This window comes from Rhodanobacter sp. UC4451_H18 (genome assembly GCF_052978225.1).
In genome coordinates this window covers 631,239-649,546 of record NZ_CM129663.1, presented here as the reverse complement: position 1 = coordinate 649,546, position 18,308 = coordinate 631,239, and the positions used below count along the sequence as shown (strand labels likewise).

Here is an 18,308-nt window from a genome sequence, read left to right as displayed (position 1 = left end):
CGCGGCCGCCGGGCCGCCAATAGATTCGGAGCATGAACATGGGCAAGATCATCGGCATCGACCTGGGCACCACGAACTCCTGCGTGTCCGTGATGGACGGCAGCACGACCAAGGTCATCGAGAACTCGGAAGGCGATCGCACCACGCCCTCCATCGTCGCCTTCACCAAGGACGGCGAGGTGCTGGTCGGTGCCTCGGCCAAGCGCCAGAGCGTGACCAACCCGAAGAACACCTTCTACGCGGTGAAGCGCCTGATCGGTCGCAAGTTCAACGACGCCGAGGTGCAGAAGGACCTGAACATCGTGCCGTTCGGCATCGTGGCGCACGACAACGGCGACGCCTGGGTGCAGACCTCCGACGGCAAGAAGATGGCGCCGCAGGAAATCTCCGCCAAGGTGCTGATGAAGATGAAGAAGACTGCCGAGGACTACCTCGGCGAGACGATCACCGAGGCGGTGATCACGGTGCCTGCCTACTTCAACGACAGCCAGCGCCAGGCGACCAAGGACGCCGGCCGGATCGCCGGCCTGGAAGTGAAGCGCATCATCAACGAGCCGACCGCGGCCGCGCTGGCCTATGGCCTGGACAAGAAGGGCGGCGACCGCAAGATCGTGGTGTATGACTTGGGCGGCGGCACCTTCGACGTGTCGATCATCGAGATCGCGGAAGTCGACGGCGAGAAGCAGTTCGAGGTGCTGGCCACCAACGGCGACACCTTCCTCGGCGGCGAAGACTTCGACATGCGCGTCATCGACTACCTGGTCGAGGAGTTCCAGAAGGAGCAGGGCATCGACCTGCGCAAGGACCCGCTCGCGCTGCAGCGCCTGAAGGATGCCGCCGAGCGCGCCAAGATCGAGCTGTCCTCCAACCACCAGACCGACGTCAACCTGCCGTACGTGACGGCCGACGCGTCCGGTCCGAAGCATCTCAACATCAAGCTGACCCGCGCCAAGCTGGAAGCGCTGGTGGAAGACTTGGTCAAGCGCACCATCGAGCCGTGCCGCACCGCGTTGAATGACGCCGGCCTGCGCGTGTCCGACATCAACGACGTGATCCTGGTCGGCGGCCAGACCCGCATGCCGAAGGTGCAGGAGGCGGTGAAGGACTTCTTCGGCAAGGAGCCGCGCAAGGACGTCAACCCGGACGAGGCCGTCGCCGTGGGCGCGGCTATCCAGGGCGGCGTGCTGGGCGGTTCGGTCAAGGACGTGCTGCTGCTCGACGTCACCCCGCTCAGCTTGGGCATCGAGACCATGGGCGGCGTGATGACCAAGCTGATCGAGAAGAACACTACCGTGCCGACCAAGGCCGCGCAGACCTTCTCCACCGCCGACGACAACCAGACCGCGGTGACCGTGCACGTGCTGCAGGGTGAGCGCGAGCGCGCCAGCGCCAACAAGTCGCTGGGCAAGTTCGACCTGCAGGGCATCGAGCCGGCGCCGCGCGGCATGCCGCAGATCGAGGTCACCTTCGACATCGACGCCAACGGCATCCTGCACGTGTCGGCCAAGGACAAGAAGACCGGCAAGGAACAGAAGATCGAGATCAAGGCCGGTTCGGGCCTGTCCGACGAGGAAATCCAGCGCATGGTCGCCGACGCCGAGGCGAACAAGGAAGAGGACAAGAAGTTCCACGAGCTGGTCGCCACCCGCAACAAGGCCGACCAACTGGTGCACGCCACCCGCAGCGCGTTGAAGGAGCATGGTGGCAAGGTGCCGGCCGACCAGCTGTCCACGATCGAAGGCGCGTTGTCGGATCTGGAAAAGGCCAAGGATGGTGACGACAAGGCGGCGATCGAGGCCAAGGTCGAGAAGCTGGAACAGGTGGCCCAGGCGCTCTATGCCGCGGCGCAGGGCGGCCCGGCCGATGCCGGCGCGCAGTCCGCGCCGGGCGGCTCGGCGCAGCCGGACGACGTGGTCGATGCCGAGTTCACCGAAGTGAAAGACGACAAGAAGTAAGCGGCATCGTCATCGGCACGGCCCGATGGCCAGCCCGCGCCAGGAACGTTCCTGGCGCGGGCGGTTTTGCGGATGGTGCCATGGGGCGGACGAGCATGTGGATGCATGAATGAGCAAGCGTGATTACTACGAAGTGCTGGGTGTGGAACGCACCGTCACCGAAGTCGAACTGAAGAAGTCCTTCCGTCGGCTGGCCATGAAGTACCACCCGGATCGTTGCCCCGACGACCCGACCGCGCAGGACAAGTTCAAGGAGGCCAAGGAGGCCTACGAAGTGCTGTCCGACGAGCGCAAGCGTGCCTTGTACGACCAGCACGGCCACGCGGCGTTCGAAGGCGGCATGGGCGGCCGCGGCGGCGCCGGGTTCGGCGACGTGGGCGACATCTTCGGCGACATCTTCGGCGACATCTTCGGCAGGAATGGCGGTGGCCGCGGCCGGCCGCGCCGCGGCTCGGACCTGCGCTACATCATGGATCTCGACCTCGAGGAAGCCGTGTTCGGCGTCAGCAAGCAGATCGAGATCCCCACCCAGGTCAATTGCCATCACTGCAACGGCAGCGGTTCGGCCGACGGCAAGGTAGCCAAGTGCGCGACCTGCCATGGCCACGGCCAGGTACGCATGCAGAACGGCATCTTCTCGATCCAGCAGGCCTGCCCGCATTGCGGCGGTACCGGCCAGGCGATCGAGAACCCTTGCCGCAAGTGTCACGGCGAGGGGCGCATCGAGGAGACCCGCACCCTCTCCGTGCAGATTCCCGAGGGCGTCGACAACGGCGACCGCATCCGCCTGAGCGGGCAGGGCGAGGCCGGCCCGGCCGGTGCGCCAGCCGGCGACCTCTACGTGGAAGTGCGCGTGCGTGAGCATGCCATCTTCCAGCGCGACGGCAGCGACCTGTATTGCGAGCTGCCGATCCGCTTTTCCCAGGCTGCGCTGGGCGCGCAGCTGCCGGTGCCGACACTGGAAGGCGAAGTCCCGATAAGCATTCCGCCGGAGACGCAGACCGGCGCGCAGTTCCGCCTGCGCGGCCGCGGCGTCAAGTCGGTGCGCAGCAGCCGCCACGGCGACCTGATTTGTCGGGTGGTGGTGGAAACGCCGGTACGCCTGACGCGCCAGCAACGCGAGCTGCTGGAGTCGCTGGAGGCCACGTTCAGCGGCAGCGATGCCGACAAGCACACGCCGCGCGCCAAGGGCTGGGTCGACGGCGTGAAGAAATTCTGGTCCCGCGTGACCGCCTGAGGCGAAGCGGGCCTGCGGCCGCCACCCCGCGGCCGGGCTGCGCGGTTAGCATGGACGCCTGACCCCGAGGAATGCTGCGCCGATGACACGCCCCTTTCGACTTGCCGTGAACGGTGCCTCCGGCCGCATGGGCCGCGCCTTGCTCGACTTGCTGGGTGCCGACGGCGACGCCGAACTGGTGCATGCCGTGGTGGCGCCGGGGTCGATCCACGCCGGCCAGCCCGTGCCCGGTGTGGCAAACGGAACCCTTCGTTACGCGCATGACTGGACGCAGGCGCCGCCGATCGACGTCATTGTCGATTTCAGCACGCCTGCGGCGCTGGGAGCTGCGCTCGACCATTGTCTGGAGCGCGGCATCGCACTGGTCAGCGGCACCACCGGCATCGACGGCGCGCTGACGTCGCGGTTGGCCGATGCCGCGCGGCAGATCGCGGTCCTGCGCGCCGCCAACTTCAGCCTCGGCGTGGCGATGCTGGCGCGGCTGTTGCGCGAGGCGGCGTCGGCCCTGCCGGCCTGGGATCTGGAGATCGTCGAAGCGCACCACGGTCGCAAGCGCGATGCACCATCCGGCACCGCCCTGGCGCTTGGCGAGGCGGCGGCGGCCGCACGCCACACCACGCTGGAGGCTGCGGCGGCATTCGAGCGTGGCGGCGAGCGCGTCGACGGCAGCATCGGTTTCGCCGTGATCCGCGGTGGCGACATCGTGGGCGAGCACCAGGTCATGCTGATCGGTCAGGGCGAGCGGCTGGAGCTGGTCCACCGCGCCACCGATCGCTCGATCTTCGCGCGTGGCGCGCTGCATGCGGCGCACTGGCTCGCAGGCCGGCCAGCCGGTCAGTGGCGGCTGGAGGACGTCATCGCCACGCGGCCCTGAAGCATTTCCTCCGGCGCTGCCGGAGCCTGATCCCGGCTCAATCGCGATGTGCGGCGTTGCGGCCCCGGCTGGCGCCGAACTTCCGGTCGAGGCCGCCGAAAACCTTCTTGAACGCCCGCGAGAACTTGCCGCGACGGGTCTTGCGCAGCTTCTCTTCCTCGCTGGTGAGCCAGGCGACCTGGATGACGCGGCGTTCGCCCTCGTACGGCAAATGGCCGTGGAAGGAGTTGTCGCAGCGCTTGAACACCGCAAACTCGCCGTACAGTGGAATCAGCTCGGGCATCACCATCGCGTCGATGTCGTCCATGCTGTGCAGGAATCGCAGGCAGCCGGCGCTGGTGTCAGGCCATTGGCCGTTGAGGTAGAGCAGGGCGGTGGCGATCTTCGACCGGCTGTCGGTGTGGATCGTGCCATGGCGCTTGTTGAGCATGCGACACAGGGTAACCAGGGTGGGATAGCGGTCCAGCTCCTCGATGCCCAGGCGCTTGCCGATGGCGCGGGCGAACTCCGGGGAGGTCAGGCCCTCGATCAGCGCATTGACGCTGGCGCCGCAATCGGCCGGTTCGTAGGGGAAGAATCCGGCGCTGGCATAGCGCGGGAAATCGCGATCGAGATCCGCACGCATCTCGTCGGGCAGTTGTCCGTGGGCGACCATGAACGGGAAAGGCTGGTGCCGGATCGTGGTATCCGGGCGATCGAGACGCGCGGGGTCCAGCAGTACGACGGCACCCATGGGACGTCCAGCTCCATTGAAATGAGGCCTAGTGTACCGTTCGCGCTCCATACGCGACGCACCGGGCATCGGCCGATTCATGCTGCCGCAAGGTGGACAGGAACGTGCCCGCAGCCTATCATTGCGACCCGCCCGGAAAGCTTCCCCTCCAAACTCCACAAGCCAGCAATACTGCGGCTTGCGGACTTTGCTGCATCAAAAAGGCGGTCCTTGTTATGTCGCATCCTGCCCTGCTGGCCCTCGAAGACGGCAGCATTTTTCATGGCCACGCCATCGGCGCCGTTGGCGAAACGGTCGGCGAAGTGGTCTTCAATACCGCCATGACCGGTTATCAGGAGATCCTCACCGATCCCTCCTACGCGCGCCAGATCGTCACGCTGACCTACCCGCACGTCGGCAACACTGGTGTCAACGAGGTGGATGTGGAGTCGAATCTCGTGCATGCCGCCGGCCTGATCGTGCGCGACGTGCCGCGGCGTGCCAGCAACTGGCGCTCCACTCGCAGCTTGCCCGACTACCTCGCCGACCACGGCACGGTGGCCATCGCCGGGATCGACACGCGCCGGCTGACCCGCATACTGCGCGAGAAGGGCGCGCTGGCCGGTTGCATCGTGGCGGCCGCGCAGGTCGACGCGGAAGATGCCCTGGCCAAGGCGCGCGGCTTCTCCGGCCTCGCCGGAATGGACCTGGCCAAGGTCGTGGGCACCGGCAAGCCCTACAGATGGAATCAGGGCTGCTATGACCTCGATCGCACGGCGTTCAACCAGCCGGCCATGCAGTTCAAGGTGGTGGCCTACGACTTCGGCACCAAGCTCAACATCCTGCGCCTGCTGGCCGAGCAGGGTTGCGACATTACCGTGGTGCCGCCGCAGACTCCCGCCGCGGAGGTGCTGGCGATGCAGCCCCATGGCGTGTTCCTTTCCAACGGCCCGGGCGATCCCGCTGCGTGCGATTACGCGATCGAGGCGACGCGCGTCTTCCTCGACGCGAAGATTCCGCTGTTCGGCATCTGCCTGGGCCATCAACTGATGGGGCTGGCGCTGGGCGGACGCACGCTGAAGATGAAATACGGCCACCACGGCGCCAACCATCCGGTGAAGGATCTGGACGACGGCCGCGTGCTGATCACCTCGCAGAACCACGGTTTCGCGGTCGATCCGGCCAGTCTGCCGGCCCATGTGCGGCTGACCCACCGCTCGCTGTTCGACGGTTCGCTGCAGGGTTTCGCGCTGACAGATCGCCCGGCCTTCTGTTTCCAGGGCCATCCCGAGGCCAGCCCGGGACCGCATGACATGGGCTATCTGTTCCAACGTTTCGCCAAGCTGATGCAGGAGGCTCGCTGAGATGCCCAAGCGCAATGACATCAAGAGCGTGCTTATCATCGGCGCCGGCCCGATCGTGATCGGCCAGGCCTGCGAGTTCGACTACTCCGGCGCGCAGGCCTGCAAGGCGCTGAAGGAAGAAGGCTTCCGCGTCATCCTGGTCAACTCCAATCCCGCCACGATCATGACCGATCCGGACACCGCCGACGCGGTGTACATCGAGCCGATCAACTGGCAGACGGTGGAACGCATCATCGCCAAGGAGCGCCCGGATGCGGTGCTGCCGACGATGGGTGGGCAGACCGCGCTCAATTGCGCGCTGGACCTTGCCGACCACGGCGTGCTGGAGAAGTACGACGTCGAGCTGATCGGCGCCCGGCGCGAAGCGATCCGCATGGCCGAGGACCGCGAGCTGTTCAAGCGGGCGATGACCGAGATCGGGCTGGACAGCCCCAAGTCGGACGTGGCCAAGAACTTCGAGCATGCAGTGGAGATCCAGGCCCGACTCGGTTTCCCGGTGATCATCCGGCCCAGCTTCACGCTGGGCGGCACCGGCGGCGGCATCGCCTACAACAAGGAAGAGTTCGAGACCATCGTCAAGCGTGGCCTCGACATGTCGCCCACCCACGAGGTGCTGATCGACGAATCCGTGCTGGGATGGAAGGAGTTCGAGATGGAAGTGGTCCGCGACACCGCGGACAACTGCATCATCATCTGCGCCATCGAGAACCTCGATCCGATGGGCGTGCACACCGGCGACTCGATCACCGTGGCACCGGCGCAGACGCTCACCGACAAGGAATACCAGCGCCTGCGCGATGCCTCCATCGCGGTGCTGCGCAAGATCGGCGTGGATACCGGCGGCTCCAACGTGCAGTTCGGCATCAACCCCGACGACGGTCGCGTGGTGGTGATCGAGATGAATCCGCGCGTGTCGCGCTCCTCGGCGCTGGCGTCGAAGGCCACCGGCTTCCCGATCGCCAAGGTCGCCGCCAAGCTGGCGGTGGGCTACACGCTGGACGAATTGAAGAACGACATCACCGGCGGTCGGACCCCGGCCTCGTTCGAGCCGTCGATCGACTACGTGGTTACCAAGATCCCGCGTTTCGCCTTCGAGAAGTTTCCCGCGGCCGATGCGCGCCTGACCACGCAGATGAAATCCGTCGGCGAGGTGATGGCGATCGGCCGTACCTTCCAGGAGTCGCTGCAGAAAGCCTTGCGCGGGCTGGAAATCGGCAAGACCGGCCTCAATCCCACCGGCCTGGACATCGGCACCGACGACGGTCTGGCGGTGCTCAAGCGGGAGCTGCGCGAGCCGCGTCCCGATCGCGTGTTCCACCTGGCCGATGCGTTCCGCGCCGGCCTGTCGCTGGAGGAGGTGTTCGAGCTAAGCCGGGTCGATCCCTGGTTCCTCGCCGCGTTCGAGGACATCGTGCTGGCCGAGACGGAGATCACCCGGCAAGGCATTACCGCGCTCGACGCCCCGCGTCTGCGTGAACTCAAGCGACTCGGCTTCGCCGACGCACGCATCGCCGAGCTGCTCGGTACCGACGAGGCCTCGGTGCGCCACCTGCGCCACACTCTTGGCGTGCGTCCGGTGTACAAGCGGGTGGATTCCTGTGCCGCCGAGTTTGTCACCGGCACCGCCTACATGTACTCGACCTACGAGGAAGAGTGCGAGGCGCTGCCCACCGATCGCGACAAGATCATCGTCCTCGGCGGCGGCCCGAACCGCATCGGGCAGGGCATCGAGTTCGACTATTGCTGCGTGCATGCGTCGCTCGCGCTGCGCGAGGACGGCTATGAAACCATCATGGTCAACTGCAATCCGGAAACCGTGTCGACCGACTACGACACTTCCGACCGGCTGTATTTCGAGCCGGTGACCCTGGAAGACGTGCTGGAAATCGTCCACCTCGAAAAGCCCAAGGGCGTGATCGTGCAGTACGGCGGGCAGACCCCGCTGAAGCTGGCGCGTGCGCTGGAAGCGGCCGGCGTGCCGATCATCGGCACCAGCCCCGACTCGATCGACCTGGCCGAGGATCGCGAGCGCTTCCAGCAGATGATCGAGAAGATCGGGCTGAAGCAGCCGCCGAACCGCACCGCGCGCAACGCCGACGAGGCGCTGGCGCTGGCCCGCGAGATCGGCTACCCGCTGGTGGTGCGCCCGAGCTACGTGCTTGGTGGCCGCGCGATGGAAGTCGTGCACGACGACGCCGACCTGTCGCGCTACATCCGCGACGCGGTGAAAGTGTCGAACGATTCGCCGGTCTTGCTGGACCGCTTCCTCGACCACGCGGTCGAAGTCGACGTGGACGTGATCGCCGATGCCGCTGGCACCGTGCTGATCGGCGGCATCATGGAGCACATCGAGGAGGCGGGCGTGCATTCGGGCGATTCGTCCTGCTCGCTGCCGCCGTATTCGCTGAGCGCCGATATCCAGGACGAGCTGCGCCGCCAGGTCAGCGCGATGGCGAAGGAGCTGAAGGTCGTCGGCCTGATGAACACCCAGTTCGCGATCCAGGGCGAGACGGTCTACATCCTGGAAGTGAACCCGCGCGCCTCGCGCACGGTGCCGTTCGTGTCCAAGGCTACCGGCGTGCCGCTGGCCAAGATTGCCGCGCGCGTGATGGCCGGGCGTTCGCTGGAGAGCATGAACGCGACACGCGAAGTGATCCCGTCGTACTTCTCGGTGAAGGAGGCGATCTTCCCGTTCCTGAAGTTCCAGAACGTCGATCCCATCCTGGGACCGGAGATGCGCTCCACCGGCGAGGTCATGGGCGTCGGGCGCAGCTTCGGCGCGGCGTTCGCGCGTGGCCACGAGGCCGCGGGCATCCGGCCGCCGTCGTTGGGCAAGGTGTTCCTGTCGGTGCGTGACGGCGACAAGGAGCTGCTGTTGCCGGTGGCCGCCGAAGTCATCGCGCGCGGGTTCAGCCTGGTGGCGACCGCCGGCACCGCCAGCTACCTGACCGCGCATGGCGTAAAGTGCGAGCGCATCAACAAGGTGATGGAAGGCCGGCCGCACATCGTCGACGCGATCAAGAACGGCGAAATCGTCTACATCGTCAACACCACCGAGGGGAAACAGGCGATCGCCGATTCCTTCTCGATCCGCCGCGAGGCGCTGCAGCACCGCGTCACCTACTCGACCACGGTGGCTGGTGCCCGCGCGCTGGTGCACTCGCTGGATTTCCGTGGCGGTGGTGAGGTCCACAGCCTGCAGGAACTGCATCAGGAGCTGAGCGCATGAGTCGTGCCCCGATCACCAAAACCGGTTCCGAACGCCTGCGCGCGGAACTGGAACGGCTGAAATCCATCGAGCGCCCGCGCATCATCGCGGCCATCGCGGAGGCTAGGGCGCACGGCGATCTCAAGGAGAACGCCGAGTACCACGCCGCGCGCGAACTGCAGAGCTTCACCGAGGGGCGCATCGCCCAGCTCGAAGGGCTGCTGTCGACCGCCGAAGTCATCGACGTGTCGCGGCTCAATGCGGGCAAGCGGGTGGTCTTCGGCGCGACCGTCGACCTGGAGGACGAGGACAGCGGCACCCCGGTGACCTACCAGATCGTCGGCGACCTGGAGGCGGACATCAAGCAGAACCTGATTGCCGTCTCCTCGCCGATCGCCCGCGCCCTGATCGGCAAGAGCGCCGGCGACAGCTTCGAGTTCACCGCGCCCAACGGCGTCAAACACTACGAAATCATCGACGTCCACTACGACTGAGGGGTTGGAAAGACTCAGCCTCGACGCCAAGGGCGGGGATGGTCGCGTGCCGGCCTGCTTTCGTCATTCGCGCGAACACGGAATCCATCTTGCGGTCCGCCCGGGATCAGGACAGCTTTCGCATGAGCGCCCCTTCGGCCGTCGTGAAGCACCTCGAGGGCCCGATTCCACACGCGCACAAAAAAAGCCGCATGAGCGGCTTTTTTGCCGGCACGTGCGCGATGACTCAGCGCTGGCGAGCCTTGAAACGGGGGTTGCTCTTGCAGATCACGAACACCTTGCCGCGACGACGCACGATCTTGCAATCGCGGTGCCGCGCCTTGGCGGACTTCAGAGAATTAAGCACCTTCACGGCAGGCTCCTGACACCAAATGAAAAACTCAAGCTCGCAAGTATAACGAGGCTCGCGGCAGCTCACAAGCCTGGCGCGACAGCCACTTCCGTGACGGTGGCCAGGAACTGTTGCAGCGCCGGTGAGGGGTCGTTGGCCCGGCAGGCCACGGCCAGCAGCAGAAAGGCGTTCGGGTCCTCCAGCGGCACATAGGCAACACCGGGCAGCCGCACCGTCCGCAGGCTGGACGGCACCAGCGCCAGTCCCAATCCGGCGGCGACCAGCGCCAGCAAGCCGTTGATCTGCTGGGCGTGCTGGACGATGGCGGGCTGGAACCCGGCGTGTTGCGCCAGCGTCACCAGGCGGTCATACAGCGTCGCGGCGAGCGCACGTGGCTGCGACACGAAGGCATCACTGGCAACCTCGGCAAGGTCGACGCTGCTGCGTCCGGCCAGCCGGTGCCCCGCCGGCATGGCAAGCAACAGCGGCTCGCGGTCGATCACGCTGAGTCTCAGGTTGCGCGCGTCCTGCAGGTGCGCCGGCTCGCCGCGGACGAAGCCGGCGTCGATCTCGCCGCCCAGCAGCGCGGCGAATTGCGGCTCGGTGTACATCTCGTCGAGTTTCAGTCCCACCTTGGGCGCCACTTGTCCGTAACGGAGCAGGATTCGCGGCAGTGCCGGGTGGAACGATGCCGACACGGTGTAGGCCAGGCGCAGGTGGCCGCTGTGGCCGGCGGCAGCGGCGACGACCTGGCTGCGCGCCTCGTCTGCCTTGGCAAGGAGGTGCCTGGCCTGTTCGAGAAATACCCGGCCCGGTTCCGTCAGCGAGACGTGGCGTTTGCTCCGCTCCAGCAGGCGCACGCCCAGATCCTGCTCCAGTGACTTGATCTGCTGCGACAGGGGCGGCTGCGAAAGATGCAGGCGCAAGGCGGCCCGCGTGAAGCTCAGCTCCTCGGCGACGGCCACGAAGTAGCGCAACTGGCGGAAATCAAACATATAGCAAAGTCGAATAAAAACGAGCGTAAATATATATTGGATACTTTATTCGGTCGATCATAAAATCACCGCGTCGCCCCACTATCCCCTCCCCCAGTGGCGGTGGCCCTCGCCCCGCAGCGACGCTGAATACGACATCTGGTTCAACTCCCCCCCTGAACCCATGTCGATGCGTCGCACCATGCGGGGCGCTTTCTTTTGCGGTGCCGCGCTGGCGTCGTCGCGGCCCGTTCAGAGTCGCGCCGCCAGCGCCGTGCCCTGCGCGATGGCGCGTTTGGCATCGAGCTCCGCGGCCACGTCGGCCCCGCCGATCACGTGCACGCTCATGCCCGCGGCGATGAGGGCATCGGCCAGTCGACGATCTGGCTCCTGGCCGGCGCAGACGACCACGTTGTCGACCGGCAGGACCTGCGGCTTGCCGTCGAGCGTGATGTGCAATCCGCGGTCGTCGAAGCGCTCGTAGCCGACCTTGCCCAGCATGGTCACCTGCTTGGCCTTCAAGGTGGCGCGATGCACCCAGCCGGTGGTCTTGTTGAGTCGGGCGCCGGGGCGTCCTTCGCTGCGCTGCAGCAGCCAGACCTGTCGCGCTGGCGCCTCCGGTCGCGCGTCCAGCAGGCCGCTGCGAGCGTGCAGCGCCATGTCCACGCCCCATTCGCGCGTCCAGCGGGCGACGTCGGTGGTGGGCGAGGGCGCGCGTTCGACGAGAAACTCGGCCACGTCGAACCCGATCCCGCCAGCGCCGATGATGGCTACTCTTGCGCCCACGGGTCGGTCCCGCGCCAGCACGTCGAGATAGCCCAGCACGCGCGGGTCGTCGCTGCCGGGGAAATCGACCTGGCGCGGGGTGACGCCGGTGGCAACGACCACCTCGTCGTAGCCGCCATCGCGCAGCATGGCAACGTCGGCGTTCTCGCCCAGACGCAGCTCGACGCCGGTATCGCGCAGCTGGTGGCCGAAGTAGCGCAGGGTTTCGTGGAACTCTTCCTTGCCCGGGATCCGCTTGGCGACGTTGAATTGCCCGCCGATCTCGTCGGCGCGGTCGATCAGGGTCACCTGGTGGCCGCGCTCGCCCAGCGTGCTGGCGCAAGCCATGCCGGCGGGGCCGGCGCCGATCACCGCGATGCGCTTGGGCACACGGGTCGGCTCGATCTTCAACTCTGTTTCGTGGCAGGCGCGCGGGTTGACCAGACAGCTGGCGCGCTTGTTCTGGAACACGTGGTCCAGGCAGGCCTGGTTGCACGCGATGCAGGTGTTGATGCGCTCGCTGCGGCCGGCCCTGGCCTTGTTCACCCACGCCGGGTCGGCCAGCAGCGGGCGCGCCATCGAGACCATGTCGGCGTCGCCATCGGCAAGGATGCGTTCGGCCACCTCCGGCATGTTGATGCGATTGGTGGCCACCAGCGGGATCGAGACCTCGCCCATCAGACGGCGCGTGACCCAGGCGAAACCGGCGCGGGGCACGCTGGTGACGATGGTCGGCACGCGCGCCTCATGCCAGCCGATGCCGGTGTTGATGATGCTGGCGCCGGCGGTCTCGACGGCCTTGGCCAGGGCCGCGATCTCGTCCCAGTTCTGGCCGTCGTCGACCAGGTCCAGCATCGACAGGCGATAGATGATGATGAAGTCGCGGCCGACGGCCTCGCGTGTGCGCCGCACGACCTCCACCGGAAAGCGCATGCGTCGCTGCGCATCGCCGCCCCATGCATCGTCGCGCCGGTTGGTGCGCGCGGCGATGAATTCGTTGATCAGGTAACCCTCCGACCCCATCACCTCGACGCCGTCGTAGCCCGCTTCCCGGGCCAGTTGCGCGCAGCGGACGAAGTCGCCGATGGTGCGCTCGACGCCGCGTGGCGACAGCGTGCGCGGCGTGAAGGGCGTGATCGGCGACTTGATCCGCGACGGCGCCACGGACAGCGGGTGATAGCCGTAGCGCCCGGCGTGCAGGATCTGCATGCAGATGCGGCCGCCTTCGGCATGGACGGCGGCGGTGAGCTTGCGGTGGCGCGGCTTGTGCCAGGGCATCGTGAGCCGACCGCCGAAGGGCTTCAGCCAGCCCTCGATGCTGGGCGAGATGCCGCCGGTGACCATCAGTCCCACGCCGCCGCGGGCGCGTTCGGCGAAATAGGCGGCCAGTTTGTCGTAGTCGCGGGCGCGATCTTCCAGCCCGGTGTGCATCGAACCCATCAGGATGCGGTTGGGCAAAGTGACGTGGCCCAGATCCAGCGGGGCGAACAGCTTGGGATAGTTCATGCGATCCACGCGGCTTCAAACGATCGTATGAATGTGCCGGCAATGGGCCTGCAAAAGCAAGCGGGGCGGGAGACGGAGCTGTCAGGCCAGCAGTTGCTGCACCAGCGCGATGTAGCGGCGCATGGCTTCCTCGACAGGAACGCCGTTCAACTGCGCCCAGGCTTCGTGCTTGGCAGTGCCCACGAAATCGAAAAAGCCCGGCTGGGTCCGCTTGAGGTCGCCCTCGGTGCCCTGCTTGTACAGGGCGTAGAGCTTGAGCAGGGTGTCGTTGTCCGGCCGTTTGGCCAGGCCTTTGACATCTTCGGCAGCTTGCTCGAACTCTCGACGCAGATCGTTCATGGGGCAATGGACCTGCGGCGGGCGGGAAACGGGATGGATAGCACGCGTTCGGAAGTGGGTCAACGCGTTAGACTGCGCGTTCTCCACGCCGCCAGGATGCTTCGATGAGCCATGCCGCCGCCGTTCCCGTGCTTGCCATCGACGGGCCGTCCGGGTCGGGCAAGGGCACGATCAGTGCGCTGGTGGCAGAGCGGCTGGGCTGGCGCCTGCTGGATTCCGGGGCGTTGTATCGCGCGGTGGGCTACGCCGCCGGCATGGCCGGGCTGGACCTGTCCGATGCCGATGCGATGGCCCGCTGCGCCCAGACGACGAAGATCCAGTTTCGCGCCGCCGAGACGGGAGGCGGGGCGCGGGTGATCGTCAACGGTCACGATGCCACCGACGAGTTGCGCACGGAAACGGCCGGTGCCGCGGCGTCGGCGATCGCCTCCATGCCCAGCGTGCGCGAGGCCCTGGTGGCGCTGCAGTTGGGCTTTCGCAAGGCGCCCGGGCTGGTGGCGGACGGGCGCGACATGGGCACGGTGATCTTCCCGGATGCCGCGTTCAAGGTTTTCCTCACCGCGAGCGCCGCCGAGCGGGCGAAAAGACGCTATAAGCAGTTGAAGGAAAAGGGGCTCAGCGTTACACTTGCCGGCCTTCAGCGCGAAATTGAGGCGCGTGACAGCCGCGATGCATCGCGTGCGGTCGCGCCACTCAAGCCCGCCGATGATGCGGTGCTGGTGGACACCACCGGCATGGCCATCGACGAGGTCGTGGCGAAAGTACTTGCCGTCGTGCAGTCCTGAGCGGATTGCGCGGCGGCTTTTGTGCCCCTGCCGCGGCAGGGGGTTTTGAACCACGGTGACAACGTTCGGCCCCGCAGGGCCGTCGCGGCCACCCCCAACCGGTGGACCGGGAAGTTCGTGCGCAACAACCAACCCAGCGCAGCGGACCCAAGGTCTTTTCCCACTATGGAATCAACATGACTGAAAGTTTTGCCGAACTGTTTGAACAGAGCCAGCAGGCCATCTCCAAGCTGAAGCCCGGCGCCATCGTCACCGGCATCGTCGTGGAAATCCGCAACGACGTCGTCGTGATCAATGCAGGCCTGAAGAGCGAAGGCATCGTCCCGATCGAGCAGTTCAAGAACGAGGAAGGTGTGCTGGAGGTGCAGGTTGGCGACGAGGTGAAGGTAGCCCTCGAAGCCCTGGAAGACGGTTTCGGCGAGACCAAGCTGTCGCGCGAGAAGGCCAAGCGCTCGATGGTGTGGGACGACCTGGAGCAGGCGTTCGACAAGGAAGAGACCATCGTCGGCATGATTTCCGGCAAGGTCAAGGGCGGTTTCACCGTCGACATCAAGGATGTCCGCGCGTTCCTGCCCGGTTCGCTGGTCGACGTGCGCCCGGTGCGCGAGCCGACCTACCTCGAGGGCAAGGAACTCGAGTTCAAGATCATCAAGCTGGATCGCAAGCGCAACAACGTGGTGGTCAGCCGCCGCGCCGTCGTCGAGACCGAGTTCTCCGAGGAGCGCGAGAAGCTGCTGGAACGCCTGGTGGAAGGCGCCGTCGTCAAGGGTGTGGTGAAGAACCTCACCGATTACGGCGCGTTCGTGGACCTGGGCGGCATCGACGGCCTGTTGCACATCACCGACATGGCGTGGAAGCGCGTGCGCCATCCGTCCGAGGTGGTCAACGTCGGCGACGAGCTCGACGTGCGCGTGCTGAAGTACGACAAGGAGCGCAACCGCGTGTCGCTGGGCCTGAAGCAGCTGGGCGACGACCCGTGGGTGAACATCTCGCGTCGCTACCCGGTCGGCAGCCGCATCTTCGGCAAGGTCTCCAACGTCACCGATTACGGCTGCTTCGTCGAGATCGAGCCGGGTGTGGAAGGCCTGGTGCACGTGTCCGAGATGGACTGGACCAACAAGAACGTCAACCCGGCCAAGGTGGTGCAGGTCGGCGACGAGACCGAAGTGACCGTGCTGGACGTGGATGAAGAGCGTCGCCGCATTTCGCTGGGCATCAAGCAGACCCGCTCGAACCCGTGGGAAGCCTTCGCCGCCATGCACAAGAAGGGCGACAAGGTGTCGGGCCAGATCAAGTCGATCACCGATTTCGGCGTGTTCATCGGCCTGGAAGGCGGCATCGACGGCCTGGTGCATCTGTCCGACATCTCCTGGCAGGTGTCCGGCGAAGACCTCGTGCGCGACTTCAAGAAGGGCGAGGAGATCGAGGCGGTGGTGCTGGCCGTCGACCCGGAGCGCGAGCGCATCAGCCTCGGGATCAAGCAGATGGAGCAGGATCCGTTCGGCCAGTTCATGGCGGCCAACCCGCGTGGCACGATCGTCAACGGCACGGTCAAGGAAGTCGACGCCAAGGGTGCCGTGATCGACCTGGGCGAGGGCGTGGAGGGTTACCTGCGCGCCAACGACATCGCCAAGGAGCGCATCGACGACGCTACCCAGCACCTGAAGGTGGGCGACAAGGTCGAGGCCAAGTTCACCGGCATGGATCGCAAGGGTCGCCAGCTGGCGCTCTCGATTCGCGCCAAGGACGAGGAAGACGCCCCCGAAGCCGCGGTCGACTACTCTTCGGCCGCCAGTGGCACGACCAAGCTCGGCGCGTTGTTGAAGGAACAGTTCAACAAGGCCGACTGATCTCTCGTTGCAGGCACGACGCGGGGCGGCACGTCGCCGCCCCGCTGTTTCACGTCACGGACATTGGGGCCCATGACCAAATCCGAATTGATCGAAGCGCTGGCCAGGCGCCAGACCCACCTCGCGTTCGCCGACGTCGAGATGGCCGTCAAGAGCGTCATCGAACAGATGAGCCTGGCGCTGGCCCAGGGCGAACGCATCGAGGTGCGCGGCTTCGGCAGCTTTGCGTTGCACTACCGGCCGCCGCGGATGGGGCGCAACCCCAAGACCGGCGAAGCCGTGGCCCTGCCAGGCAAGCACGTTCCCCATTTCAAGCCGGGCAAGGAATTGCGCGAGCGCGTCAATCTTGACCTGGAGAACAGTGCCGGTTGAGTCCATCGACCGGAGAATGCGAGGCAGGCGGCGCGAGCCGGTCCTGCCTTCTTTTTGCCTGCAGGACGGCTGGCGGCGGCAGCGCCTGTGCCCGACTGCGCCAATCGGGTAAAGTTCGAGCATGCGATTGCTTGCCCTCATCATTCTGGCCGTTTTCGCCGCCGCCGGCATCGTGCTGGGCGCGCTGAATGCGGAAATGGTCGGCTACGACTTCGGCTTTGCCCAACTGCAGTTGCCCAAGGGAGCCGCGCTGCTGGGCGCCCTGGTGGTGGGCTGGTTGCTGGGCGGGGTGACCGCGTGGCTCGGTGTGCGGCCACGGCGTTCGCGACGCACTACGGGCGCGGACAGGAAGCCGCCGGCCAAGCCATGAATCCCCTGTATGTGCTGGCCGCACTGCTCCCCGTCGCCTTCGTGCTGGGTTGGTGGGCTTCGCGCCTGGTGGTTGCGCGGCGGGCCGGCGTCGACGTCAGCACCTTGTCGTCGGATTATTTCCGCGGCCTGAACTACCTGCTCAACGAGGAGCAGGACAAGGCCATCGAAGTCTTCCTGAAACTCGCCGAATACAACCGCGACACGGTGGAGACGCACCTCGCCCTGGGCAACCTGTTTCGCCGTCGCGGCGAGGTGGATCGGGCGATCCGGCTGCACCAGCACCTGGTCTCGCGACCGGGCCTGTCCGACGCAATGAAGACCGTGGCCCTGCTGGAGCTCGGCGAGGACTACATGCGCTCGGGCCTGCTCGATCGTGCCGAGGCCTTGTTCGCCGACCTGGTGGCGATGAACTCGCACGCGCCCTCGGCGCTGCGCCATCTGATCTCGATCTACCAGCACGAGCGCGACTGGCACAAGGCGATCGAGCACGCGCGGCGGCTGGAGGTGATGACCGGCGACGACGAGGCGCCGATGATCGCCCAGTTCTACTGTGAGCTCGCCGAGCGCGCGCGTCAGCATGGCGCCCGTGCCGAGGCGCGGGAATACCTGCGCCAGGCGTTCGAATGCCAGCCCGATTGCGTGCGCGCCTTCATGCTCACCGGACGCCTGCATGCCGAGGACGGGCAGCATGCCGAGGCCATCGACGCGCTGGAGGCGGCGATCAGGGCCGACAGCGCCTTCACTCCCGACATCCTGCCGCCGCTGCTCAACAGCTATGCCCGCGTGCGGCAGATGGACCGCGCCGAGACCTTCCTGCGCACCCTGATGGCGCGCTATCACGGCGTTTCGCCGATCCTGGCGCTGACCAACCTGTATCGCCAGCGCGACGGCGAGCGCGTGGCGGTCGACTTTCTCACCGCGCAGTTGCGCCAGCGGCCGTCGGTGCGCGGGCTGATGACCCTGCTCGACGCCACGATGGACAAGATCGAAGGCGAGGCGCGCGAGAATTTCCTGATCCTGCGCGATCTCACCCGCAAGCTGCTCGAAGGGCAGGCGATGTACCGCTGCAACCGTTGCGGGTTCGGGGCCAAGGCGCACCACTGGCAGTGCCCCAGTTGCAAGAGCTGGAGCACGATCCGGCCGATCCACGGGGTGGCCGGCGAGTGACAT

At 66.4% G+C, this 18,308-nt stretch carries 16 protein-coding genes; 11 read left to right on the top strand and 5 right to left on the bottom strand.

The window, feature by feature from the left end:
* Positions 1-38 precede the first annotated feature (38 nt).
* The 3 genes from dnaK to dapB all read left to right on the top strand — a co-directional run bounded on the left by dnaK (position 39) and on the right by dapB (position 4,066).
* The gene (dnaK, locus tag ACVCMG_RS03165) at positions 39-1,955 is read left to right on the top strand and encodes a molecular chaperone DnaK (RefSeq protein ID WP_447099055.1); all 1,917 of its coding nucleotides are present in this window, start codon (positions 39-41) and stop codon (positions 1,953-1,955) included.
* Between the two features lie 109 nt (positions 1,956-2,064).
* Positions 2,065-3,192, top strand: a complete 1,128-nt coding sequence (gene dnaJ / locus ACVCMG_RS03160) for a molecular chaperone DnaJ (RefSeq protein ID WP_447114856.1) — start codon at positions 2,065-2,067, stop codon at positions 3,190-3,192.
* Positions 3,193-3,274: 82 nt separating this feature from the next.
* Entirely contained in the window at positions 3,275-4,066 is a 792-nt protein-coding gene (gene dapB / locus ACVCMG_RS03155; RefSeq protein ID WP_447114855.1) for a 4-hydroxy-tetrahydrodipicolinate reductase, read from the top strand.
* A 37-nt stretch (positions 4,067-4,103) separates the two neighbouring features.
* On the opposite strand, the gene ACVCMG_RS03150 is transcribed toward dapB, so the two are convergent.
* Positions 4,104-4,799 carry a 2OG-Fe(II) oxygenase gene (locus ACVCMG_RS03150; protein WP_395118139.1) on the bottom strand — a complete coding sequence of 232 codons (696 nt, stop codon included), beginning with the start codon at positions 4,797-4,799 and terminating at the stop codon, positions 4,104-4,106.
* A gap of 215 nt (positions 4,800-5,014) precedes the next feature.
* Here ACVCMG_RS03150 and carA point away from each other — a divergent pair, with 215 nt between their 5' ends.
* From carA to greA, 3 genes are read left to right on the top strand one after another with little or no spacing between them, the layout of a single operon-like run.
* Positions 5,015-6,142, top strand: coding sequence for a glutamine-hydrolyzing carbamoyl-phosphate synthase small subunit (gene carA / locus ACVCMG_RS03145; protein ID WP_447114854.1), 1,128 nt, complete (start codon positions 5,015-5,017; stop codon positions 6,140-6,142).
* Between the two features lies 1 nt (position 6,143).
* Positions 6,144-9,371, top strand: coding sequence for a carbamoyl-phosphate synthase large subunit (gene carB, locus ACVCMG_RS03140; RefSeq protein WP_395118144.1), 3,228 nt, complete (start codon positions 6,144-6,146; stop codon positions 9,369-9,371).
* On the top strand, positions 9,368-9,844 hold the full coding sequence (gene greA / locus ACVCMG_RS03135; protein ID WP_395118146.1) for a transcription elongation factor GreA: 477 nt from the start codon (positions 9,368-9,370) through the stop codon (positions 9,842-9,844). Before carB ends, greA begins: the two co-directional genes overlap by 4 nt.
* Positions 9,845-10,070: 226 nt before the next feature.
* Here greA and ykgO read toward each other — a convergent pair whose 3' ends face one another.
* The 4 genes from ykgO to ACVCMG_RS03115 form a co-directional block, all read right to left on the bottom strand.
* Positions 10,071-10,196, bottom strand: coding sequence for a type B 50S ribosomal protein L36 (gene ykgO / locus ACVCMG_RS03130; RefSeq protein ID WP_007080705.1), 126 nt, complete (start codon positions 10,194-10,196; stop codon positions 10,071-10,073).
* 62 nt (positions 10,197-10,258) lie between these two features.
* Entirely contained in the window at positions 10,259-11,170 is a 912-nt protein-coding gene (locus tag ACVCMG_RS03125; protein WP_447099054.1) for a LysR substrate-binding domain-containing protein, read from the bottom strand.
* 231 nt (positions 11,171-11,401) lie between these two features.
* Positions 11,402-13,420, bottom strand: coding sequence for an oxidoreductase (locus ACVCMG_RS03120; RefSeq protein WP_447114853.1), 2,019 nt, complete (start codon positions 13,418-13,420; stop codon positions 11,402-11,404).
* An 81-nt stretch (positions 13,421-13,501) separates the two neighbouring features.
* Positions 13,502-13,759 (bottom strand): acyl-CoA-binding protein, encoded by a 258-nt coding sequence (locus ACVCMG_RS03115; RefSeq protein ID WP_395118152.1) that lies wholly within the window; start codon positions 13,757-13,759, stop codon positions 13,502-13,504.
* Between the two features lie 104 nt (positions 13,760-13,863).
* On the opposite strand from ACVCMG_RS03115, the gene cmk reads away from it, so the two are divergent.
* The 5 genes from cmk to lapB all read left to right on the top strand — a co-directional run bounded on the left by cmk (position 13,864) and on the right by lapB (position 18,305).
* Positions 13,864-14,544 (top strand): (d)CMP kinase, encoded by a 681-nt coding sequence (gene cmk / locus ACVCMG_RS03110; RefSeq protein ID WP_395118154.1) that lies wholly within the window; start codon positions 13,864-13,866, stop codon positions 14,542-14,544.
* Positions 14,545-14,720: 176 nt separating this feature from the next.
* Positions 14,721-16,394: a 30S ribosomal protein S1 gene (gene rpsA / locus ACVCMG_RS03105; RefSeq protein WP_395118156.1), complete on the top strand. Its 1,674-nt coding sequence runs from the start codon at positions 14,721-14,723 to the stop codon at positions 16,392-16,394.
* 72 nt (positions 16,395-16,466) lie between these two features.
* Positions 16,467-16,766 (top strand): integration host factor subunit beta, encoded by a 300-nt coding sequence (locus ACVCMG_RS03100; RefSeq protein ID WP_395118158.1) that lies wholly within the window; start codon positions 16,467-16,469, stop codon positions 16,764-16,766.
* Between the two features lie 121 nt (positions 16,767-16,887).
* On the top strand, positions 16,888-17,136 hold the full coding sequence (locus tag ACVCMG_RS03095; protein WP_447114852.1) for a DUF1049 domain-containing protein: 249 nt from the start codon (positions 16,888-16,890) through the stop codon (positions 17,134-17,136).
* Positions 17,133-18,305: a lipopolysaccharide assembly protein LapB gene (lapB, locus tag ACVCMG_RS03090; protein WP_395118162.1), complete on the top strand. Its 1,173-nt coding sequence runs from the start codon at positions 17,133-17,135 to the stop codon at positions 18,303-18,305. Before ACVCMG_RS03095 ends, lapB begins: the two co-directional genes overlap by 4 nt.
* Positions 18,306-18,308: the final 3 nt, after the last annotated feature.

Coding starts and splice junctions, on each gene's coding strand:
- dnaJ (WP_447114856.1), top strand. CDS start 2,065: ATGAGCAAGCGTGATTACTACGAAGTGCTGGGTGTGGAACGCACCGTC.
- ACVCMG_RS03150 (WP_395118139.1), bottom strand. CDS start 4,799: ATGGGTGCCGTCGTACTGCTGGACCCCGCGCGTCTCGATCGCCCGGAT.
- carB (WP_395118144.1), top strand. CDS start 6,144: ATGCCCAAGCGCAATGACATCAAGAGCGTGCTTATCATCGGCGCCGGC.
- dnaK (WP_447099055.1), top strand. CDS start 39: ATGGGCAAGATCATCGGCATCGACCTGGGCACCACGAACTCCTGCGTG.
- ACVCMG_RS03120 (WP_447114853.1), bottom strand. CDS start 13,420: ATGAACTATCCCAAGCTGTTCGCCCCGCTGGATCTGGGCCACGTCACT.
- ACVCMG_RS03100 (WP_395118158.1), top strand. CDS start 16,467: ATGACCAAATCCGAATTGATCGAAGCGCTGGCCAGGCGCCAGACCCAC.
- rpsA (WP_395118156.1), top strand. CDS start 14,721: ATGACTGAAAGTTTTGCCGAACTGTTTGAACAGAGCCAGCAGGCCATC.
- ACVCMG_RS03125 (WP_447099054.1), bottom strand. CDS start 11,170: ATGTTTGATTTCCGCCAGTTGCGCTACTTCGTGGCCGTCGCCGAGGAG.
- carA (WP_447114854.1), top strand. CDS start 5,015: ATGTCGCATCCTGCCCTGCTGGCCCTCGAAGACGGCAGCATTTTTCAT.
- ACVCMG_RS03095 (WP_447114852.1), top strand. CDS start 16,888: ATGCGATTGCTTGCCCTCATCATTCTGGCCGTTTTCGCCGCCGCCGGC.
- ACVCMG_RS03115 (WP_395118152.1), bottom strand. CDS start 13,759: ATGAACGATCTGCGTCGAGAGTTCGAGCAAGCTGCCGAAGATGTCAAA.
- dapB (WP_447114855.1), top strand. CDS start 3,275: ATGACACGCCCCTTTCGACTTGCCGTGAACGGTGCCTCCGGCCGCATG.
- greA (WP_395118146.1), top strand. CDS start 9,368: ATGAGTCGTGCCCCGATCACCAAAACCGGTTCCGAACGCCTGCGCGCG.
- cmk (WP_395118154.1), top strand. CDS start 13,864: ATGAGCCATGCCGCCGCCGTTCCCGTGCTTGCCATCGACGGGCCGTCC.
- lapB (WP_395118162.1), top strand. CDS start 17,133: ATGAATCCCCTGTATGTGCTGGCCGCACTGCTCCCCGTCGCCTTCGTG.